At 69.4% G+C, this 19,852-nt stretch carries 15 protein-coding genes and 2 tRNA genes; 15 read left to right on the top strand and 2 right to left on the bottom strand.

The genetic code is table 11. The features are described from left to right. Positions 1–87 precede the first annotated feature (87 nt). The 10 genes from PWG71_RS09705 to PWG71_RS09660 all read left to right on the top strand — a co-directional run bounded on the left by PWG71_RS09705 (position 88) and on the right by PWG71_RS09660 (position 14,022). Positions 88–1,848, top strand: a complete 1,761-nt coding sequence (locus PWG71_RS09705) for an acetolactate synthase large subunit (protein WP_274809248.1) — start codon at positions 88–90, stop codon at positions 1,846–1,848. A gap of 19 nt (positions 1,849–1,867) precedes the next feature. Further along, positions 1,868–2,392 (top strand): acetolactate synthase small subunit, encoded by a 525-nt coding sequence (gene ilvN, locus PWG71_RS09700; protein WP_274809247.1) that lies wholly within the window; start codon positions 1,868–1,870, stop codon positions 2,390–2,392. Positions 2,393–2,460: 68 nt separating this feature from the next. Further along, positions 2,461–3,456: a ketol-acid reductoisomerase gene (gene ilvC / locus PWG71_RS09695; RefSeq protein WP_274809246.1), complete on the top strand. Its 996-nt coding sequence runs from the start codon at positions 2,461–2,463 to the stop codon at positions 3,454–3,456. A gap of 155 nt (positions 3,457–3,611) precedes the next feature. After that, positions 3,612–5,201: a phosphoglycerate dehydrogenase gene (gene serA, locus PWG71_RS09690; RefSeq protein ID WP_274809245.1), complete on the top strand. Its 1,590-nt coding sequence runs from the start codon at positions 3,612–3,614 to the stop codon at positions 5,199–5,201. Positions 5,202–6,029: 828 nt separating this feature from the next. Further along, positions 6,030–7,094, top strand: coding sequence for a 3-isopropylmalate dehydrogenase (locus tag PWG71_RS09685; RefSeq protein WP_274809244.1), 1,065 nt, complete (start codon positions 6,030–6,032; stop codon positions 7,092–7,094). Positions 7,095–7,316: 222 nt separating this feature from the next. Beyond that, positions 7,317–8,435, top strand: coding sequence for a branched-chain amino acid aminotransferase (locus PWG71_RS09680; RefSeq protein WP_274809243.1), 1,119 nt, complete (start codon positions 7,317–7,319; stop codon positions 8,433–8,435). A gap of 314 nt (positions 8,436–8,749) precedes the next feature. Then, entirely contained in the window at positions 8,750–10,366 is a 1,617-nt protein-coding gene (gene cimA / locus PWG71_RS09675) for a citramalate synthase (protein ID WP_274809242.1), read from the top strand. Between the two features lie 349 nt (positions 10,367–10,715). Further along, on the top strand, positions 10,716–11,651 hold the full coding sequence (locus PWG71_RS09670) for a carbohydrate ABC transporter permease (protein ID WP_274809241.1): 936 nt from the start codon (positions 10,716–10,718) through the stop codon (positions 11,649–11,651). Continuing rightward, positions 11,648–12,550: a carbohydrate ABC transporter permease gene (locus PWG71_RS09665; RefSeq protein ID WP_274809240.1), complete on the top strand. Its 903-nt coding sequence runs from the start codon at positions 11,648–11,650 to the stop codon at positions 12,548–12,550. Before PWG71_RS09670 ends, PWG71_RS09665 begins: the two co-directional genes overlap by 4 nt. 71 nt (positions 12,551–12,621) lie before the next feature. Continuing rightward, complete coding sequence (locus PWG71_RS09660) at positions 12,622–14,022, top strand: ABC transporter substrate-binding protein (protein ID WP_274809239.1); 1,401 nt, start codon at positions 12,622–12,624, stop codon at positions 14,020–14,022. A 178-nt stretch (positions 14,023–14,200) separates the two neighbouring features. Here PWG71_RS09660 and PWG71_RS09655 read toward each other — a convergent pair whose 3' ends face one another. Together PWG71_RS09655 and PWG71_RS09650 are read right to left on the bottom strand one after the other, a co-directional pair. After that, a complete protein-coding gene (locus tag PWG71_RS09655) occupies positions 14,201–14,626 on the bottom strand; it encodes a Rieske (2Fe-2S) protein (protein ID WP_274809238.1) in 426 nt (141 codons plus the stop codon). 68 nt (positions 14,627–14,694) lie between these two features. Continuing rightward, complete coding sequence (locus PWG71_RS09650; RefSeq protein WP_274809383.1) at positions 14,695–15,459, bottom strand: DUF3152 domain-containing protein; 765 nt, start codon at positions 15,457–15,459, stop codon at positions 14,695–14,697. 315 nt (positions 15,460–15,774) lie between these two features. Between PWG71_RS09650 and PWG71_RS09645 the strand changes: the two genes are divergently transcribed. From PWG71_RS09645 to PWG71_RS09625, 5 genes are all read left to right on the top strand, one after another. Continuing rightward, complete coding sequence (locus PWG71_RS09645) at positions 15,775–16,575, top strand: fumarylacetoacetate hydrolase family protein (RefSeq protein WP_274809237.1); 801 nt, start codon at positions 15,775–15,777, stop codon at positions 16,573–16,575. 85 nt (positions 16,576–16,660) lie between these two features. Then, positions 16,661–17,644, top strand: a complete 984-nt coding sequence (locus tag PWG71_RS09640; protein ID WP_274809236.1) for a GDSL-type esterase/lipase family protein — start codon at positions 16,661–16,663, stop codon at positions 17,642–17,644. A 284-nt stretch (positions 17,645–17,928) separates the two neighbouring features. Then, the gene (gene gltX / locus PWG71_RS09635) at positions 17,929–19,362 is read left to right on the top strand and encodes a glutamate--tRNA ligase (protein ID WP_274809235.1); all 1,434 of its coding nucleotides are present in this window, start codon (positions 17,929–17,931) and stop codon (positions 19,360–19,362) included. 173 nt (positions 19,363–19,535) lie between these two features. Then, positions 19,536–19,607, top strand: a tRNA-Gln gene (locus PWG71_RS09630). Positions 19,608–19,658: 51 nt separating this feature from the next. Continuing rightward, a tRNA-Glu gene (locus PWG71_RS09625) sits at positions 19,659–19,734 on the top strand. The last annotated feature ends 118 nt before the right edge of the window (positions 19,735–19,852 follow it).

Here is a 19,852-nt window from a genome sequence, read left to right as displayed (position 1 = left end):
TTTATTGCCGCACCAGGCCACGAAGAGTCAGACCCACCAAAAGCCAGAGCCCCCGTGCCGCTCTGGACCCTCGCGAAGGATCTTGAGATGACCGAGCAGATGACCGGAGCACAATCGCTGATCAGGTCGCTGGAGCAGGTCGGTGTCGACACCGTCTTCGGGATTCCCGGGGGTGCCATCCTCCCCGCCTACGACCCCCTCTACGACTCCGCGAAGGTGCGCCACATCCTCATGCGGCACGAGCAGGGCGCCGGGCACGCCGCCGAAGGCTACGCCTACGCCACCGGCCGCCCCGGGGTCTGTATGGCCACCAGCGGACCCGGTGCCACCAACCTGGTCACCCCGCTGGCCGACGCCTACATGGACTCCGTGCCCATGGTCGCCATCACCGGCCAGGTCGCCGCACCGATGATCGGCACCGACGCCTTCCAGGAGGCGGACATCTGCGGCATCACGATGCCGATCACCAAGCACAACTTCCTGGTCAAGGACGTGCGCGACATCCCCCGCACGGTCGCCGAGGCCTTCCACATCGCCGCGACCGGCCGCCCCGGCCCGGTCCTGGTCGACATCTCCAAGGACGCCCTCCAGGCCGCCTCCGACTTCGTCTGGCCCGACCGCCTGGACCTGCCCGGCTACCGCCCGGTCACCAAGCCGCACGGCAAGCAGGTCCGCGAGGCCGCCCGGATGATCCTCGACGCCAAGCGCCCCGTCCTGTACGTCGGCGGCGGCGTCCTGCGCGCCGGAGCCTCCGCCGAACTGCGGGTCCTGGCCGAGCTGACCGGTGTCCCCGTGGTCACCACCCTGATGGCCCGGGGCGTCTTCCCCGGGAGCCACCCCCAGTACGTCGGCATGCCGGGCATGCACGGTGACGTCTCCGCGGTCGGCGCCCTCCAGAAGGCCGACCTCATCGTCGCCCTGGGCGCCCGCTTCGACGACCGGGTCACCGGCAGGCTCGACAGCTTCGCCCCCGACGCCAAGATCGTCCACGCCGACATCGACCCGGCCGAGATCTCCAAGAACCGCCACGCGGACGTCCCCATCGTCGGCGACTGCCGCGAGGTGCTGGCCGACCTGGTCGTCGCGGTCCGCGCCGACCAGGAGAAGGGCCGCGCCGGCGACTACGCGGCCTGGTGGCAGCAGTTGAACCGCCTCCGGGAGACCTACTCCAAGGGTTACGAGGTCCCCGACGACGGCAGCCTGGCACCCCAGATGGTCATCCAGCGGTTGGGCGAGATCGTCGGCCCCGAGGCCACCTACGTCGCGGGCGTCGGTCAGCACCAGATGTGGGCCGCCCAGTTCATCGACTACGAGCGCCCCGGCGCGTTCGTCAACTCCGGCGGGCTGGGCACGATGGGCTTCTCCGTGCCCGCCGCCCTGGGCGCCAAGGTCGGCGACCCCGGTCGGGTGATCTGGTCGATCGACGGTGACGGCTGCTTCCAGATGACCAACCAGGAACTGGCCACCTGCGCGATCGAGGGCATCCCCATCAAGGTCGCCGTGGTCAACAACGGCAACCTGGGCATGGTCCGGCAGTGGCAGACCCTGTTCTACGAGGGCCGCTACTCCAACACCGACCTCCAGACCTCGCCCCGGGACGAGAAGGTCCGCATTCCGGACTTCGTCAAGCTCTCGGAGGCGTACGGTTGTGTCGGCCTGCGGTGCGAGCGCGCCGAGGACATCGACGCCACCATCGAGAAGGCCATGGCCATCGACGACGCCCCCGTGGTCGTCGACTTCACGGTCAACCACGACGCGATGGTCTGGCCGATGGTCGGCCCCGGCGTCAGCAACGACAACATCCAGTACGCGCGCGACATGGCGCCGAGCTGGGACACCGAGGACTAAGAGGAGCAGGTCGACCACCATGAGCCGTCACACGCTTTCCGTTCTGGTGGAGGACACCCCGGGTATCCTGGCCCGCGCCTCCGCCCTCTTCTCCCGTCGTGGTTTCAACATCGACTCGCTCAGTGTCAGCACCACCGAGTATCCGGGCCTGTCCAGGATGACGATCGTGGTCAACTGCGACCTCCACCCCTTGGAGCAGGTGACCAAACAGCTCAACAAGCTGATCAACGTCGTCAAGATCGTGGAGATGGACACCACCGCGTCGGTCCAGCGCGAGCTGTTGCTCGTCAAGGTCAAGGCCGACGCGTCGAGCCGCACCCACGTGCTTCAGACGGCCGAGCTGTTCCGCGCGCACGTCGTGGACGTCAGCCCGGACGTCGTCGTCATCGAGGCCACCGGCGACCCCGAGAAGCTCGATGCCCTGGTCAAGAACCTGGAGCCGTTCGGTATCCGGGAACTGGTCAAGTCAGGGCTGGTCGCCCTGGGACGCGGGCCGCGCTCCATCACCGACCGTTCCCTCCGCGCGGTCGACCGCACCGCCTGAGGAACCCGGCACCCGGACCGGTGTCCCCGCGTACCCCAATGAATGTGAAGAACAAGGAGCAACCCCAAGTGGCAGCACAGATGTACTACGACGACTCCGCGGACCTCGGGCTCATCCAGAGCAAGAAGGTCGCCGTGATCGGTTACGGCAGCCAGGGCCACGCGCACGCGTTGTCGCTGCGGGACTCGGGCGTCGACGTGCGGATCGGCCTGGCCGAGGGCTCCAAGAGCCGCGCCAAGGTCGAGGAGGAGGGCCTGCGCGTCCTCACCCCGGCGGAGGCCACCCGCGAGGCCGACGTCATCATGATCCTGGTCCCGGACCACATCCACCGCGACCTGTACGCCGCGGAGATCGAGCCCAACCTGGAGCCGGGCAACGCCCTGTTCTTCGGCCACGGCTTCAGCATCCGCTACGGCTTCATCACCCCGCCCGAGGGCGTCGACGTCGCCATGGTCGCCCCCAAGGGTCCGGGGCACCTGGTCCGCCGCCAGTTCGAGGCCGGGCGCGGCGTGCCCTGCCTGGTCGCGGTCGAGAAGGACGCCAGCGGACAGGCCTGGGACCTGGCGCTGTCGTGGGCCAAGGGCATCGGCGGCACCAAGGCCGGCGTCATCAGGACCACCTTCAAGGAGGAGACCGAGACCGACCTCTTCGGTGAGCAGGCCGTGCTGTGCGGCGGCGCCGAGGAACTGGTCAAGGCCGGTTTCGCCACCCTGGTCGAGGCGGGCTACCAGCCCGAGATCGCCTACTTCGAGTGCCTGCACGAGCTGAAGCTCATCGTCGACCTCATGTACGAGGGCGGCATCTCGAAGATGAACTGGTCGGTGTCGGACAACGCCGAGTACGGCGGCTACACCCGCGGCCCGCGCGTCGTCACCGAGCAGACCCGCGAGGAGATGCGCAAGATCCTGCGCGAGATCCAGGACGGCTCCTACGCCAAGGAGCTGATGGACGAGTTCGACGCCGGTCAGCCGACCTTCACCAAGCGCCGTGAGGCCGAGCAGGGTGAGCAGATCGAGAAGGTGGGCGCCGAACTGCGTCCGCTGATGAGCTGGCTCAAGGGCTGAGACGAGTCCTCGTGAGACGGGGGTGGGTGGCAACGACCACCCGCCCCCTTCGGGCTTCCCTACCCCCGCAGTAGACTTTGTTCCGGCCGTCCTCCCCGATCTCGGTAGGGCTTGACCTGCGTGAATCGGGACGCAACACCCGAAAAGGAACCCCTGTGTCGAAACCCGCCGTACTCGTAGCGGAAGAACTCTCGCCCGCCGGAATCGCGCTGCTCGAAGAGGACTTCGAGGTGCGCCGCGTCGACGGCTCCGACCGCTCTCGACTCCTGCCGGCCCTGGCCGACGTGGACGCCATCATCGTGCGCAGCGCCACCAAGGTCGACGCCGAGGCGATCGCCGCGGCCCCCCGCCTCCAGGTGGTCGCCCGGGCCGGCGTCGGCCTGGACAACGTGGACGTGGAGGCCGCCACCAAGGCGGGCGTGCTGGTGGTCAACGCCCCCACCTCCAACATCGTCAGCGCCGCCGAGCAGGCCGTGAACCTGCTGCTGGCCAGCGCCCGCAACACCGCCCCCGCGCACAACGCCCTGGTCAACGGCGAGTGGAAGCGGTCCAAGTACACCGGTGTCGAGCTGTACGAGAAGACCGTCGGCATCGTGGGCCTGGGCCGTATCGGCGCCCTGGTCGCCCAGCGGCTGCTGGCCTTCGGCACCAAGGTCATCGCCTACGACCCCTTCGTGCAGCCGGCCCGCGCCGCCCAGATGGGCGTGGAGATGACCACGCTCGACGACCTGCTGGGGCGCGCCGACTTCATCACCATCCACCTGCCCAAGACCAAGGACACCCTGGGTCTGATCGGCGACGAGGCCCTGCACAAGGTCAAGCCGAGCGTGCGGATCATCAACGCCGCGCGCGGCGGCATCCTCGACGAGGACGCGCTGTACCGGGCGATCAAGGACGGCCGTGTCGCGGGCGCGGGCATCGACGTGTTCGCCAAGGAGCCGTGCACCGACAGCCCGCTGTTCGAGTTCGAGAACGTGGTCGTCGCCCCGCACCTGGGCGCCAGCACCCACGAGGCCCAGGAGAAGGCCGGCACGCAGGTCGCCCGTTCGGTCAAGCTCGCCCTCTCGGGAGAGTTCGTGCCCGACGCGGTCAACGTGCAGGGCACCGGCGTGGCCGAGGAGATCAAGCCGGGTCTGCCGCTCACCGAGAAGCTGGGCCGGGTCTTCACCGCCCTGGCCGGCACCATCGCCAGCCGCATCGACGTGGAGGTGCGCGGCGAGATCGCGGCCCACGACGTCAAGGTGCTGGAGCTGGCCGCCCTCAAGGGCGTGTTCGCGGACGTGGTCGAGGACACGGTCACGTTCGTCAACGCCCCGCTGCTGGCCAAGGAGCGCGGTGTCGAGGTCAACCTCGTCACCAGCGACGAGAGCGGCGACTGGCGCAACCTCATCTCGGTGCGCGGTGTGCTGACCGACGGCACCCGGGTGTCGGTGTCGGGGACGCTCACCGGCCCCCGCCAGCTGGAGAAGCTGGTGGAGGTCAACAACTACGCCCTGGAGATCGGCCTGGCCGAGCACATGGTGTTCCTGTCCTACGAGGACCGTCCCGGCATCGTCGGCAAGGTGGGCGCCCTGCTGGGCGACGCCGACGTCAACATCGCGGGCATGCAGGTGATCCGGGACAAGGAGGGCGGTAAGGCGCTCATCGCGCTGACCGTCGACTCCGCGGTCCCGGACGCCATCCTGGCGTCGATCTCCGAGGAGATCGACGCCGAGGTCACCCGTCAGGTGGACCTGGAGGACTGATCGGGGCGCCCCGAGGGCGCGCCCCCGGGGTTCCGAAGGCCTGCGGAGCGGACGTCGCCGAGCGGTGGGGCCCCTCGGCCGCGGGCCGTCCTCGGAGGGCCTTCCGGGAGCGGTCGGGGAGGTTCGCGCGGTGGCCGCCGCGCCTCCTTCGGTCCGTTCCCGTCCCCCGGGTGCCCGAGCGCGGCCCGGAGCGCCGCGGGGGCCGAAGGGAACACCGGGGCTCGGAGGGGGTCGCACCACGCGGTGCGACCCCCTCGCCCGTGTGTCGGTCGTGTTCCACGGGTGTTCCGTGGCGGAATGGGCGGTTCGCGACCAGGGGCGACACGCGCCCGTCTCACATGGTGAGAATTTCTGGCCACATAGTTGGACATCCGATATTCTGGCGTCCTAGGAGTCAGCGGCGTCCGTCTCCACCGATCGACGCCGCCGTCCGCCGCCCCGCCCGCCCCAACCGGGCCCGTGGGGTGGACCCGGCGCGACCTCGTCGGGGCAGGTGCTCCTTCTCTTCCACATCTCTCTCGCGGTCACCGTCGATCGCCGCACCCGCGCAGCGCACGCCCATCCGGCCCGCCGCACGCGGCCGCGATCACGCACCGCAATCGGAGTCCCACATGATGTACGACATGGTCGAGTACCCGTCCACCTCCGACGTCGACGAAGAGATCTCCCGCGCCCTCCAGGACGCCCTCGACCGGCGCGACTGAACGTTCGGGGCGGTGGGCGCCTCCGGTCTCGTGGGCCGGTATGGTTGTCTCATTCAGTGTTCATTCTGATCTCACCATGTGAGAAATCCCCGGTGGGATCGCGATCGGATCAGAGGCAGGCCGTATGGCAGCGCGCACGGTGAAACTGGCCGTCATCCCCGGCGACGGGATCGGCCCCGAGGTCATCGCCGAGGGTCTCAAGGTCCTGGAGGCCGCCACCGCCCCGCACGACCTGGCCATCGAGACCACCGAGTACGAACTCGGCGCCCGGCTCTGGCACCGCACCGGCGAGACCCTGCCGGACTCGGTCGCCGCCGAGCTGGCCGGGCACGAGGCCCTCTTCCTGGGCGCCGTCGGCGACCCGACGGTCCCCAGCGGGGTCCTCGAACGGGGTCTGCTGCTCCGTCTGCGCTTCGACTTCGATCACTACGTCAACCTGCGTCCCGTGCGCCTGTACCCCGGCGTGGAGAGCCCGCTGGCCGGCGTGACCCCCGAGGACATCGACATGCTCGTCGTCCGCGAGGGCACCGAGGGCCCCTACGCCGGGGCCGGTGGAGTCCTGCGCAAGGGGACCCCGCACGAGATCGCCACGCAGGACAGCGTCAACACCCGCTTCGGTGTCGAGCGCGTCGTCCGCTACGCCTTCGGCAAGGCGGCCGAGCGCCCGCGCAAGAAGCTCACCCTGGTCCACAAGGACAACGTCCTGACCTTCGCCGGCGAACTGTGGCAGCGCGTGGTCCGCGAGGTCGGCGCCGAGTACCCGCAGGTCTCCGTCGACTACTGCCACGTCGACGCCGCGTCGATGTTCTTCGTCAACCAGCCGGCCCGCTTCGACGTGGTCGTCACCGACAACCTGTTCGGCGACATCATCACCGACATCGGCGCCGCCATCACCGGTGGCATCGGGTTGGCCGCCAGCGGCAACATCAACCCCGACAACACCTTCCCCAGCATGTTCGAACCGGTCCACGGCTCCGCGCCGGACATCGCCGGGCAGGGCAAGGCCGACCCCACCGCCACGGTGCTCTCGGCCGCCGCCATGCTGGACCACCTCGGCGTCCCCGAGGCGTCCCGCCGCATCGAGGCCGCCGTCGCCGCGGACCTCAAGACCCGTGCCCAGGGCGGCGAGCCCCGCTCCACCTCCCGCATCGGCGACGACCTCGCCGCGCGAGTAGCCGAGCAGGGCTGATCCCTCGCGTCGGCCCTGCCCCCGGATGGATCAGGGCGCGGCCGACCGGCACGGTCACATCGCGAACACGCAGACAGGGCGCGCCCGGACATCCCCGGGCGCGCCCTGTCCGTGTTACGGGTGCATTGCTCCCGCTCTGGCACAGGGTGCGCTCTTCCGACAGACTAGATCCCAGGTCGGCGGCGCTGCCGACCTGATGCACCCGAGAGGACCGACGACGACATGACCAACGACAACACCACCACGAGCGGGTTGGCGTTCGACATCCAGATCTCCGACCGGCGGAAGACCCCGCAGGAGCGAGAGGCGCTGCTGGAGAGTCCCGGGTTCGGCCAGGTGTTCACCGACCACATGGTGAGCATCCGCTACACCGAGGGGAAGGGGTGGCACGACGCGAAGCTGGAGCCCTACGGCCCGCTGAGCCTGGACCCCGCCACCTCCGCCCTCCACTACGCCCAGGAGATCTTCGAAGGGCTCAAGGCCTACCGCCACCCGGACGGTTCGCTGGCGTCCTTCCGGCCCGACGCCAACGCGGCCCGTTTCAACCGGAGCGCCGCCCGCATGGCCATGCCGGCACTGCCCGAGGAGCTCTTCCTCGAATCCATCCGGCTCCTGCTGGAGCACGACGGCGCCTGGGTTCCGAGCAAGCCCGACTTCAGCCTCTACCTGCGCCCGTTCATGATCTCCACGGACGTCGGCCTCGGGGTCAACCACCCGTCGCGCAGCTACGTCTACCTGCTGATCGCCTCCCCGGTCGGTTCCTACTTCTCCGGTGGCATCAAGCCGGTCACCGTGTGGCTGTCCAAGGACTACACCCGTGCCGCGCCCGGCGGCACCGGTGCGGCCAAGTTCGCCGGCAACTACGCGGCCAGCTTCCTGGCCCAGGCCCAGGCCGTCGAGAAGGGCTGCGACCAGGTGGTCTGGCTCGACGCCCGCGAGCACCGCTGGGTCGAGGAGATGGGCGGCATGAACCTGTGGTTCGTGTTCGGCTCGGGTGAGAACGCGCGCCTGCGCACGCCTCCGCTGACCGGCACGCTGCTGCCCGGCATCACCCGCGAGTCGCTGCTGACCCTCGCCCCCGAACTGGGCATCCCGGCGGAGGAGAAGCCGATCTCGATCGAGGAGTGGCGCGAGGCCGCCGAGTCGGGCGAGCTGACCGAGGTCTTCGCCTGCGGCACGGCGGCGGTCATCACCCCGGTCGGATTCGTCAAGAGCGACGAGGGCGAGTTCACCGTGGGTGACGGCACCCCGGGTCCGGTGACCATGCGCCTGCGCGAGGAACTGGTGGGATTGCAGACCGGTCACCGCACCGACAAGTACGACTGGGTCACCCGTTTCTAGGGTTCCGGTCCAGGGCGAACGGCCCTTCCGACGAGGCCGTCCGGGGTTCCCCGGGCGGCCTTTCGTGTTGTCCGCTTTGTCCGGTGGGAGAAATCACTGTTCCACATGCTGGGACAATCGGTCTCGGAGCACCGACAACACCGGCTCCGTGTGGCACACTGACGTCATGCCGTCTCAGGTGATCATTATCGTGAGGCGCGTCGGCTGACAACGGACCTTGCCGGCGCGCAGACCTCTCATGTCCATGAGGGGTCTTTTTTGTTGGCCGGGTCCGGGTCGGTCCACCACAGCATCCACCTTCGGGAGTTCCACCCATGAGGGACGACGGTTTCCACGTTTTCGACACCACGCTGCGCGACGGGGCCCAGCGCGAGGGGATCAACCTTCGGGTCTCCGACAAGCTGGCCATCGCGAAGCTGCTGGACGACTTCGGGGTGGCGTTCATCGAGGGAGGGTGGCCGGGGGCGAACCCCAAGGACACCGAGTTCTTTCAGCGGGCTTCACAAGAGCTGACGCTGAAGCACGCGCGACTCACCGCGTTCGGCGCGACCCGCCGGGCCGGTGTGAAGGCCGCCGACGATCCCATGGTGGCCGCGCTGCGCGACAGCGGCGCGTCGGTCGTCACCCTTGTCGCCAAGAGTGACGACCGGCACGTCGAGCGCGCACTGCGCACGACCCTCGACGAGAACCTCGCGATGATCGCCGACACGGTGTCCTACCTCCACGAACACGGGCAACGCGTGTTCGTGGACTGTGAGCACTTCTTCGACGGGTACCGTCACAACCCGTCCTACGCGCTCGACGTCGTGCGCACCGCGGCCGAGGCCGGCGCCGACGTCGTGGTCCTGTGCGACACCAACGGCGGCATGCTCCCCGACGACGTCTTCCGCACCGTCACCGAGGTGCGCGAGGCGACCGGGGCCCGACTGGGCATGCACGCCCAGGACGACACGGGCTGCGCCGTCGCCAACACCCTGGCCGCCGTCGACGCCGGCGCCACCCACGTGCAGTGCACCGCCAACGGCTACGGCGAACGGGTGGGCAACGCCGACCTGTTCTCGGTGGTGGGCGCGCTCACCCTCAAACGCGGCATGGACGTGCTGCCCGAGGGCTGCCTGGAGGAGATGACCCGGGTCGCGCACGCCGTCGCCGAGATCGTCAACCTGGCCCCCGACACGCACCGGCCCTACGTGGGCGTGTCCGCGTTCGCCCACAAGGCCGGGCTGCACGCCTCGGCCATCAAGGTCGACCCCGACCTGTACCAGCACACCGACCCCGCCCTGGTCGGCAACACCATGCGCATGCTCGTCTCCGACATGGCCGGGCGCGCCTCGATCGAGCTCAAGGCCGTGGAACTCGGTCTGGACCTGGCCGGCGACCGTTCCCTGTCGGGTCGGGTCGTGGAGCGGGTCAAGGGACTGGAGCTGTCCGGGTACAGCTTCGAGGCCGCCGACGCCTCCCTGGAGCTGCTGCTGCGCGAGGAGATGGGCGAGCCGGTCCGGTACTTCGAGACCGAGTCCTGGCGGGTCCTCACCGAGCGCCGCCCCCGGGACGGGGCCGCGCTGTTCGGCGACTACGAGAGCCTGACCGAGGCCACCGTGAAACTGCGGGTCAAGGGTGAGCGCGTCATCGCCACCGCCGAGGGCAACGGTCCGGTCAACGCCCTGGACCGGGCGCTGCGCTCCTCCATGGAGGGGGTGTACGCGGCACTGGCCGGCCTGGAGCTGGTGGACTACAAGGTCCGCATCCTGGAGGGCAGCTCCGGCACCAACGCCATCACCCGCACGCTCATCACGTTCAGCGACGGCACGGCGGAGTGGACGACGGTGGGCGTGGGCCCGAACGTGGTGGACGCCTCCTGGGTGGCCTTGGAACAGGCGTTCAACTACGGGCTGCTCCGCCACGAGTACCCCCGGGACAGTGTTGTGTGACGGTCCGGTCATCGTCCGCCACGGCGGACGATGACCACCGGGGCCCTTCGTGCGGTGGAAACCGGACGAAGGGCCCCTTCGTCGTCATGACCCCTGGTCATCCGGCTGCATATTACTTACGGGTAAGGGATGCCTGGCCCGGAGGTCATAGCCACTGTGTCCCGAGCCACTCGATACTGCGAACTTCTGATGAACCAGCACGTTACGAGTGGTGATCGATGTCGGACATAACCACCCAGCGTCCACCCGTTGGCGCGCCGTTCTCCCCACGGAGAAGCGCAGGTCACCCGCCCCGAGCAGACTGCGGGACGTGTCCTCACCAACAACCCTCACCGGAGGGGGAGGAGGCGTGACCACCACCAAGACGGCCACCGCACCCCCATCCCCCGGAACCCGATCGCCCCGCCGCACCCAAGGCGGGGAGGCCGCACTGGCCTGGGCGTTCCTGACGCCCTCCATCGTGGTCTTCGCGCTCTTCCTCGCCTATCCCCTCGGCCGCACCGTCTACCTGTCGATGCACGGCAACGACATCATCGGCCGCCCCAACCGATTCGTCGGGCTCAGCCACTTCGCCGAGATGGCCTCGCCCGAGTTCGTCAAGGTCCTCACCACCACGCTGCTGTTCACGATCGGCACGGTCGTCCCCGGCGTGGTCGGCGCGCTCGCCATCGTCCTGCTGCTGGAGGGCGTCATCCGCGGGCAGCGCTTCCTGCGCGGTGCCTTCGCCCTGCCGTTCGCCTTCTCCGTGGCCAGCGCCTCGGTGATCTTCGTGGTCTTCTACAGCCCAGGGAACAGCGTCCTCAACGGCGTCCTCTACCGGCTCGGCCTCGACCAGGTCCCCTGGCTCACCTCACAGGACATGGCCCTGTGGTCGGTGTGCATCACCACCGTGTGGATGAACCTCGGCTACGGGGTGCTCGTCCTGGCCGCCGGCATCGGCTCCATCCCCAAGGAGATCAACGAGGCCGCCCGCATCGACGGGGCCACCGGTGTCCGACTGGCCCGTGACGTGACCGTCCCCATGCTCGGACCCCAGCTGTTCTTCCTCATCGTGATCTCCACGATCAACGCCCTCCAGAGCTTCGGCCAGATCCACATCCTCACCCGGGGCGGACCCAGCGGCTCCACGACCACCCTGGTCTACTCGATCTTCGAGGACGCCTTCGCCTACAGCACCAGCGACTTCGGTCGGGCCAGCGCACAGGCGCTCGTGCTGCTCCTGGTGGTCCTGGTGTGCACCGCCGTCCAGTTCGGCGTCATCGAGCGGAAGGTGCACTACGCATGACCGCGACCCCTCTCACCGCACCCGAACGGACCGGCGGGAAGACGCCCGCCCCCGCGCCTCGCGGCCGACGCCGACGCGACCCCCGACACCTGCTCGGGCGAGGTCTGCTCTACCTGCTGCTGGCAGTGTTCCTGATCCCCGTCCTGTTCCCCGTGTACTACGTGTTCGCCGGCGCGCTCATGGAGCCCCGCGAACTGGCGACCTTCCCGCCGCGGCTGCTCCCCACCGGGGTACACCTCGACAGCGTCACGGCCGCCCTCGACGCCGTGCCGTTCCTGCGCATGTACGGGAACTCGCTGCTCATGGCCGGCGTCATCACGATCGCCCAGCTGGCGACCTCGGCGCTGGCCGCCTACGCCTTCGTGTTCCTGCGCTTCCGCGGCTCCGCGGTGGTCTTCGCGTTGTTCCTGGCGACGCTGATGGTCCCCGGCGAGGCCACCTTCATCCCCAACTACCTCACCATCGCCTCGTGGGGCCTCATCGACACCCACCTCGGCCTGGTCCTGCCGTTCCTGGCCTACGCCTTCGGCACGTTCCTCCTGCGCCAGAGCTTCAAACAGTTCCCCCGGGAGCTGTACGACGCGGCGCGCATGGACGGAATGGGGCACCTGCGGTTCCTGTGGACGATCCTCGTCCCGCTCAGCCGCCCCGCCCTCAGCGCCGTCGGCGTCTACGTGTTCATCACCAGCTGGAACATGTACTTCTGGCCGCTGATCGTCACCCGCAGCACCGAGATGCAGACCCTCCAGATCGGCCTCAACAGCCTCAAGACCGGCGAGGCGTCCGACCCGGGCCTCCTCTTGGCCGGCGCCGCGCTCTCCGTCCTGCCCACACTCGCCCTCGTGCTCTTCGGACAGCGTTTCATCGTCCGCGGGCTCACGGCGGGCGCGGTCAAGTAACCGGACCCCGTTCGACCGTCCTCCGAGAACCCGGGGGCGGTTCCCCTCCCAACCAGAGGAAGCGACACAGCATGACACTCTCCCCCCGGCCACGCACCCTGCGGGCCGCCGCCCTGATCACCGGCCTCGGTCTGGCCCTGAGCGCCTGCTCCGGCGGTGGTGACGGCGGCGACAGCACCCTCACCGCACCCGGCCCGGAGGTCCTGGAGGGCCTGGACGAAGCCGTCCAGGTGGAGTTCTGGCACAGCATGGACGCCACCAACGGGCAGGTCCTCGACGGACTCATCGAGGATTTCAACGCCCAGAACGAGGGGCGTATCGAGGTCACCGGTTCCTTCCAGGGCGACTACGACACCGCGCTGGCCAACCACCGCGCGGCCATCCAGCAGGGCGACACCGCCGAACTCATCATGATCTTCGACCTGGGCACCCAGTTCATGATCGACTCCGGGCAGACCGTGCCCGCGCAGTCCTTCGTCGACGCGGACGGCTACGACACCGGGTCCATCGAGGGCGCCCTGCTCAACTACTTCACGGTGGACGGCGAACTGCGCTCCTTCCCGTTCAACAACTCCACCCCGCTCATGTACATCAACCGGGACGCCTTCGAGGAGGCCGGTCTCGACCCCGACTCCCCGCCCACCGACCTGGCGGAGATCCGGGAGGCCGCCGAGGAGCTGACCGTCCGCGACGATGACGGCACCGTCGTGCAGTACGGGTTCGGCGCCGCCACCTACGGCTGGTTCGTCGAGCAGTTCATGGCCCGGGCCGGCGTCCCCTACTGCGACAACGCCAACGGGCGCAGTGGTCGGGCCACCGAGGTCCTCTTCGACGACCCCAAGGTCGTGGAGACGGTCGAGTGGTGGGAGGAGATGATCGACGACGAGCTCGCCGTCCAGATCGGCCGTAACACCGACGACGCCCAGGCCGCGTTCACCTCCGGACGGGCCGCGATGACCCTGGAGTCCACCGGCTCCCTGGGCGGCTTCATCGAGCGGTCCGACTTCGAGGTGGGCGCCGGCTACTTCCCCCTGGTCGGCGAGGGCGACCCCGGCGGCTCGATTATCGGCGGCGCCTCCCTGTGGATCAACGGCGAGGGCCACAGCGAGCAGGAGGTCCGCGCCTCCTGGGAGTTCGTCCAGTACCTGCTGACCCCCGAGTCCCAGTCGATCTGGCACGCCGGTACCGGCTACCTGTCCGTCAACACCGAGGGCTACGACGGCCCGGAGGCGCAGGAGCGGGCCGAGGAGTTCCCGCAGTTCTCCGTGGCGGCCGCGCAGCTCGCCGACTCCGAGATCAACGAGAACACCGCCGGTTGCATGATGGGCGTCATGTCGGAGGCGCGCGCCACCGCCGAGGAGGGCTGGGAGACCGCCCTGACCAGTGACACCCCGGCCGCGGACGCCATGTCCGACGCCGCGGACCGGTTGGACACCCCGATCGAGGAGTACAACGCCTCCGTGGAGGAGTGACCCCTACCGAACGCGAGCGGATCGTGGGCCGGGGGCGTCCCCCGGCCCACGGCCGTACCCGGGGCCGTCAGCCGGCGCGACGCACCCGTGCGCCGGGGGCGGCTTCCGCGGTGCGCAGGCGCACGTCACCGTCCTCGGCGCGCAGCAGCCAGTGGTCGCCGTCGGGTTCGCCGGACCGTCAGCCGACCACCAGTCCACCGTCCTCGGTGACGGTGACCGGGTACTCCTCCAGCGGTTCGGTGGCCGGCCCCTCGGTCGGGGCGCCGTCGGCGATGGAGAAGAGGCTGCCGTGACACGGGCACCGAATGCTCCCGTCCACGACGGAGTCCACGGGGCACCCCTCGTGGGTGCAGGTCGTGGAGAACGCCCGGAAGCCGCCCTCCTCGGGCTGGGTGAGGACCACGGCGGCGCCCGCCACGACGATCCCCCCTCCCACCGGGACCTCGTCCACGGTGGCCACCGCCTCCTCGGGCGTGGTCGTCGGCTCCGTGTCCGGGGCGGAGGACCCGGGGGACCCGGTGTCCTCCGGGGAACCCGCGCAGGCGGCGACGGTCCCGGTGACGACGCCGGCTGCCGCGACACCCATGGCGGCCCGTCTGGTCACCGGGGCGGGAACGATAACGGGATCACAGCGGTCGCACACGGGCGGTCTCTCTCCTGGTCGTCGCGGTGTCAGTCGTCGGGATCGTTGTCCGGGTGCACCCACCCGTTGGGCTCGCACCCCTGGAGGTCCAGGGTCTGCTGCTGCATCACCGGGGCGGCCTCGCCCTCCCCCGGGCAGAACACGTGCCCGTGCCCCAGGGTGTGTCCGACCTCGTGGTTGATCAGGTAGATCCGGTAGGTCTCCAGGTCGCCCTCGAAGTGGGGGACGCCGGACACCCAGCGGTTCTGGTTGATGATGGCCCGGTTCCCGTTGGCGCACGAGACGTAGCCGTTGGTGCGCAGCGGGGCGCACATGCGGTCCACGGTGTCGGGGGCGGCCAGCAGGACCCGGATGTCGGCGTCGTCGCCGTCCACCCGCTGCATGGCCCGATCGCCGTCGTCGCCCCAGCTGCGCGGGTCGCCCAGGATCAGCTCCACGGCCTCGGTGAAGTCCTCGGCCTCGCCGGGCAGGCCCTTCTCGACCTCCACGGCGAACGTCGTCAGCGGGCCGTCGCCCATGACGTCGCCCTCGCCCTTCATCACGGAGAACTCGCCGTCGGCGCTGTCGACCTCCTTCACGACCGAGCGCAGCAGCACCGGCTTCTCCTTCTCCTCCTCTTTCCTCTCCGAGGGGGAGGCGGACGGGGCGGGCGAGGCCTCCTCGCTCTGCCCGCTCGCACTGGCCACCGGACCGTTCGCGTTCTCACGCCGATCGTCCGGGACCCCGTCGCCGACCGGCGCGGACGTGCCGGCCGGTGTACCCGAATCGTCGATCGGCGGTGGCACGCCGACCATCAGCACGGTGGAGGCCCCGGCGACCAGGCACAGGCCGAGCGCGAGCCCCGCCGGGTATCGGCGCGTTCGACGCCGACCGCTGCGGCGGCCTCCCGAGGGCGGAGCGGACGTGGACACGGGGCACCTCTCAGTGACGGATGACGGACCCAGCATGCCACGAGTCCGACCCTCCGGCGGGGCAGGACGGTCGGACCGGGCCCATCGCCGGGCGGGGGCCCGCCGATCGCCGGGGGAACGGACCGGTCACCGTCGCACCGTCGGGGGCGGGCGCGGATAATCTGCAAGCGCAAACGTGTCGAGCTGGGAGGACAACAGGTGCGCATCGCACGGTTCGCGGTCGGTGACGAAGTCGGCTTCGGTCTTGTCGAGACCGATACCGACAGTGGCGAGGACCACATCGCCAGGCTCAACGGGCATCCACTGCTCGGTGACATCAAGTTGACCGGTGAGCGGGCCAAACTCACCGACGTTCGCCTCCTGTCGCCGGTCCTGCCCACGAAGGTGGTCTGCATCGGCAAGAACTACGCCGACCACGTCGAGGAGATGAAGGACGTCACCGGGGAGACCACGGAGGAGCCCGTGGTCTTCCTCAAACCCTCCACGGCCGTCGCGGGCCCCACGGACCCGATCTTCCACCCGACCGTCTCCGAGCGCGTCGACTTCGAGGGCGAACTGGCCATCGTCATCTCCCGGCCGTGCCGCGAGGTGCCCCGGGAGCGGGCCGCCGACGTCATCTTCGGTTACACCGTCGCCAACGACGTCACCGCCCGCGACCTTCAGAAGACGGACAAGCAGTGGACCCGGGCCAAGGGGTTCGACTCCTTCTGCCCGATCGGTCCGTGGATCACCACCGGGCTCACCATCGAAGAGGCCCAGGACCTGGCGATCACCACGACCGTCGACGGCGAGATCCGGCAGGCCGGACGAACGTCACAGTTCATCCACGACATCCCGGGCATGATCTCCTATGTCACCTCTTTCATGACGCTGCTCCCCGGCGACGTCCTCCTCACCGGCACACCTGCCGGTGTCGGCCCGGTACGGGTCGGCCAGGAGGTCTCGGTGACGGTGGAGCGTCTGGGCACGATCGCCAACCGGGTCGTCTCCCGGGACTGAGCACGCCATGGCCCGACCCCGCCGGGGTCGGGCCGGAACCCGTGACGGCGGCCCACCGTCCGACGCCCGAACTCGAAGGATCCTGATGTTCGTCTCCCCCTTCAGGCGCACCGGCACCCTGATCCTGTCCGGTCTCCTCGCCGTGGCCCTGGTCATCGCGGGTGCCTATCTGTGGGTGACACATGACCACGACCGTGGAACCGACCCTAGAGCGGAGGCCGAAGCACCCGTGAGCGGATCACTGCGCGTCATGCCCGCCGGAGACTCCATGACCCAGGGCGCCAACGGTGATCGCACCTGGCGCTATCACCTGTGGAACCACCTGGAACCCATCGTGGAAGGGGTGGACTTCGTCGGCCCCTACACCGACCCGGCGACCACCGACATGATCGTTCCGGTGCCCACCGAGGAGGACGACGTCCCCGCCACCGAGGGGGACGGGGGGACCGAACCCGCCTCCACCGACGGCGGGGACGCCGAGGCCCTCGCCGAACTCGCGGAACACACCTGGCCCGGCGCCGGGGGAGAGCCGGGCACGGTCGAATACCGCGACCCCGACTTCGACCAGGATCACAACTCGGTGTGGGGCCGGACCCTGCGCGACGCCGCGGCCAGCATCGAGGAGGAGGTCCGTGTCCACGAGCCGGACGTACTGTGCGTCCTCATCGGCGTCAACGACCTGCTGTGGCCGGTGGAGATGGAGGAGATGGAGGACCGGCTGCGCCGCTACGTCGAGGGAGCCCGCAAGGGCAACCCGGACGTGCGCATCGTCCTCTCCGAGGCGCTGCCCATCGCCTACGCCGACAACGATCCCGGGTTCGCGCTGCGCCTGTACGCCTACAACATGCTGGTGCGGGAGGTCGCCGACGACATGTCCACCGACCGCTCCCCGGTGATCAGCCTGGACATCGCCGACCGTGAGGACTGGGACGTGGAGGCCGACACCTACGACGGCACCCACCCCAACGCGCACGGGGAGATCAAGATCGCCGCCGCCTTCGCCGACGTCCTCGCCGAGGCCTACGGCGTGGGGGAGCCCTACACCCGTCCCCTCCCCGAGCCCTCCTGACCCGGGTCGGGTGAGGGGACCCGGGGGGAACGGGGATCGGGGGAAGGGGGCACGTCGACCTCCCCGCCCGCCGGCCCACCGCCGCCCCCGAAGGGCGGAGCGCGGCCGACGGTGTTCCCGCGAGCGGGCGGAGAACGGCCGTGGATCGAGGGAGGCGCGGCGTCCGCCGTGCGAACGTCCTTCCCGCCCCGTACTCCTCCTTCCTCGGCCTTCGGGACACCGTGGGCGCCCTCCGGGCGGCGGGTCGGGGTCGCCGGGGTCGGTTCGGCAATACCCTGGAAGGCGTGACCGAGACTTCGATTCGTACCCGCTTCGCCCCGTCCCCTACGGGCATGTTCCACGTCGGCGGCGCCCGATCCGCGCTCTTCAACTGGGCTCTGGCACAGCAGCGGCCCGAGGGGCGCATGGTGCTGCGCATCGAGGACACCGACGCCGCCCGGAACCGCCCGGAGTGGACCGAGGGCATCATCCGCGCTCTGGCCTGGCTGGGCATCGGCGAGGAGGACCCCCACTTCGAGGGTCCCTACTTCCAGTCCGCCTACGCCGACAAGCACCGCGAGACCGCGCAGGAGTTGTACAAGAACGGCCGCGCCTACCACTGCGACTGCACCCGCGAGCAGTTGGAGGCCCGCCGGGACAACCCCAACCTGGGTTATGACGGCTTCTGCCGGGACCGTGGACTGGAGGCCGGGCCCGGTCGGGCGTTGCGTTTCCGCGTGCCCGACGGCGGTCCCACCATCGTCGACGACAAGATCCGGGGCCGGGTGGAGTTCGCCCACTCGGCCATCGAGGACTTCGTCATCGCCCGCGCCGACGGTTCCCCCCTGTTCGTCCTGGCCAACGTGGTCGACGACGTCGAGATGGGCATCACCGAGGTCGTCCGGGGCGAGGAGCACCTGTCCAACACCCCCAAGCAGCAGCTCCTGTGGGAGGCGCTGGGCCACACCCCGCCGGTGTGGGCGCACCTGCCCGTCATCGTCAACGAGCAGCGCAAGAAGCTGTCCAAGCGCCGTGACAAGGTCGCCCTGGAGTCCTACCAGGAGGAGGGCTACCTCGCGGAGGCGATGGTCAACTACCTGATGCTGCTGGGCTGGGCGCCGGGCGACGACCGCGAGATCATGCCGTGGTCGGAGATGATGCCGTTGTTCCGCATCGAGAACGTCAACGGCTCCAGCGCCTTCTTCGACGAGAAGAAGCTGCGCGCCTTCAACGGCGAGTACATCCGGGCGCTGGGCGTCGAGGAGTTCATCGAGCGCTGCGCACCGTGGATCACCGGTGAGAACACCCCCTGGGACACCGACGACTACGATCCCGAGGTGTTCCGGGCGGTCGCGCCGCTGGCCCAGAGCCGGGTGGCCGTGCTGTCGGAGATCGTGCCCAACGTCGACTTCCTGTTCCTGCGCGAGCCGGTGGAGGACGAGAAGAGCTGGGCCAAGGCCATGAAGCCCGGGGTGGGCGAGGAGATGCTCGCCGCCGCCCTGGAGCGCTACTCCGACCCCGGCCTGGAATGGGCGGCCGAGTCGCTCAAGACCGCCACCGAGGAGACCGGCGCGACGCTGGGCCTCAAACTCGGCAAGGCCCAGGCCCCGGTCCGGGTCGCGGTCACCGGCCGCACGGTCGGTCTGCCGTTGTTCGAGTCGCTGGAACTGCTGGGCCGCGAGCGCGTCCTGGAGCGGGTCTCGGCGGCCTTGGAGAAGCTGCGCTCCCAGGGGGAATGAGGCCTCCGTAAAGGAGTGGAATCCCTGCTCACAGGGGTCGCGAAGCGGGGTGGTCGGGGTCACGGATCCCCCACCCCGTTTTCGGTTCGCGAGCACTCTGAAACTCCGCTAGAGTTATCCACGTCGCCGAGGGGGACAGGGAAGCGGAAAGCCGAACAGTCCTCCCAGAGCACTGGGGTATGGTGTAATCGGCAGCACGACTGATTCTGGTTCAGTTAGTCTAGGTTCGAGTCCTGGTACCCCAGCGCGGTCCGCGTGCAAGCGCGGGCTTTCGGGTCCGGAAGGACCCGGCACAGGCCCCCGTCGTCTAGTGGCCTAGGACGCCGCCCTCTCAAGGCGGTAACGGCGGTTCGAATCCGCTCGGGGGTACCACGGAAAGTCGCTCTCACATCGTGAGGGCCTTCTTTCTGGCCGATGCATGCCATCGGTGTCCGGTTAGACCGGATATGGTGGGAATCAGCGATCGCGCCGATGAACACCGAGGATGTAG

The sequence above is a fragment of the Nocardiopsis sp. N85 genome (assembly GCF_028882275.1).
Lineage (GTDB): Bacteria > Actinomycetota > Actinomycetes > Streptosporangiales > Streptosporangiaceae > Nocardiopsis > Nocardiopsis lambiniae.
Note: the sequence above shows the minus strand (reverse complement) of the source record. Positions and strands in the feature narration are given on the sequence as shown.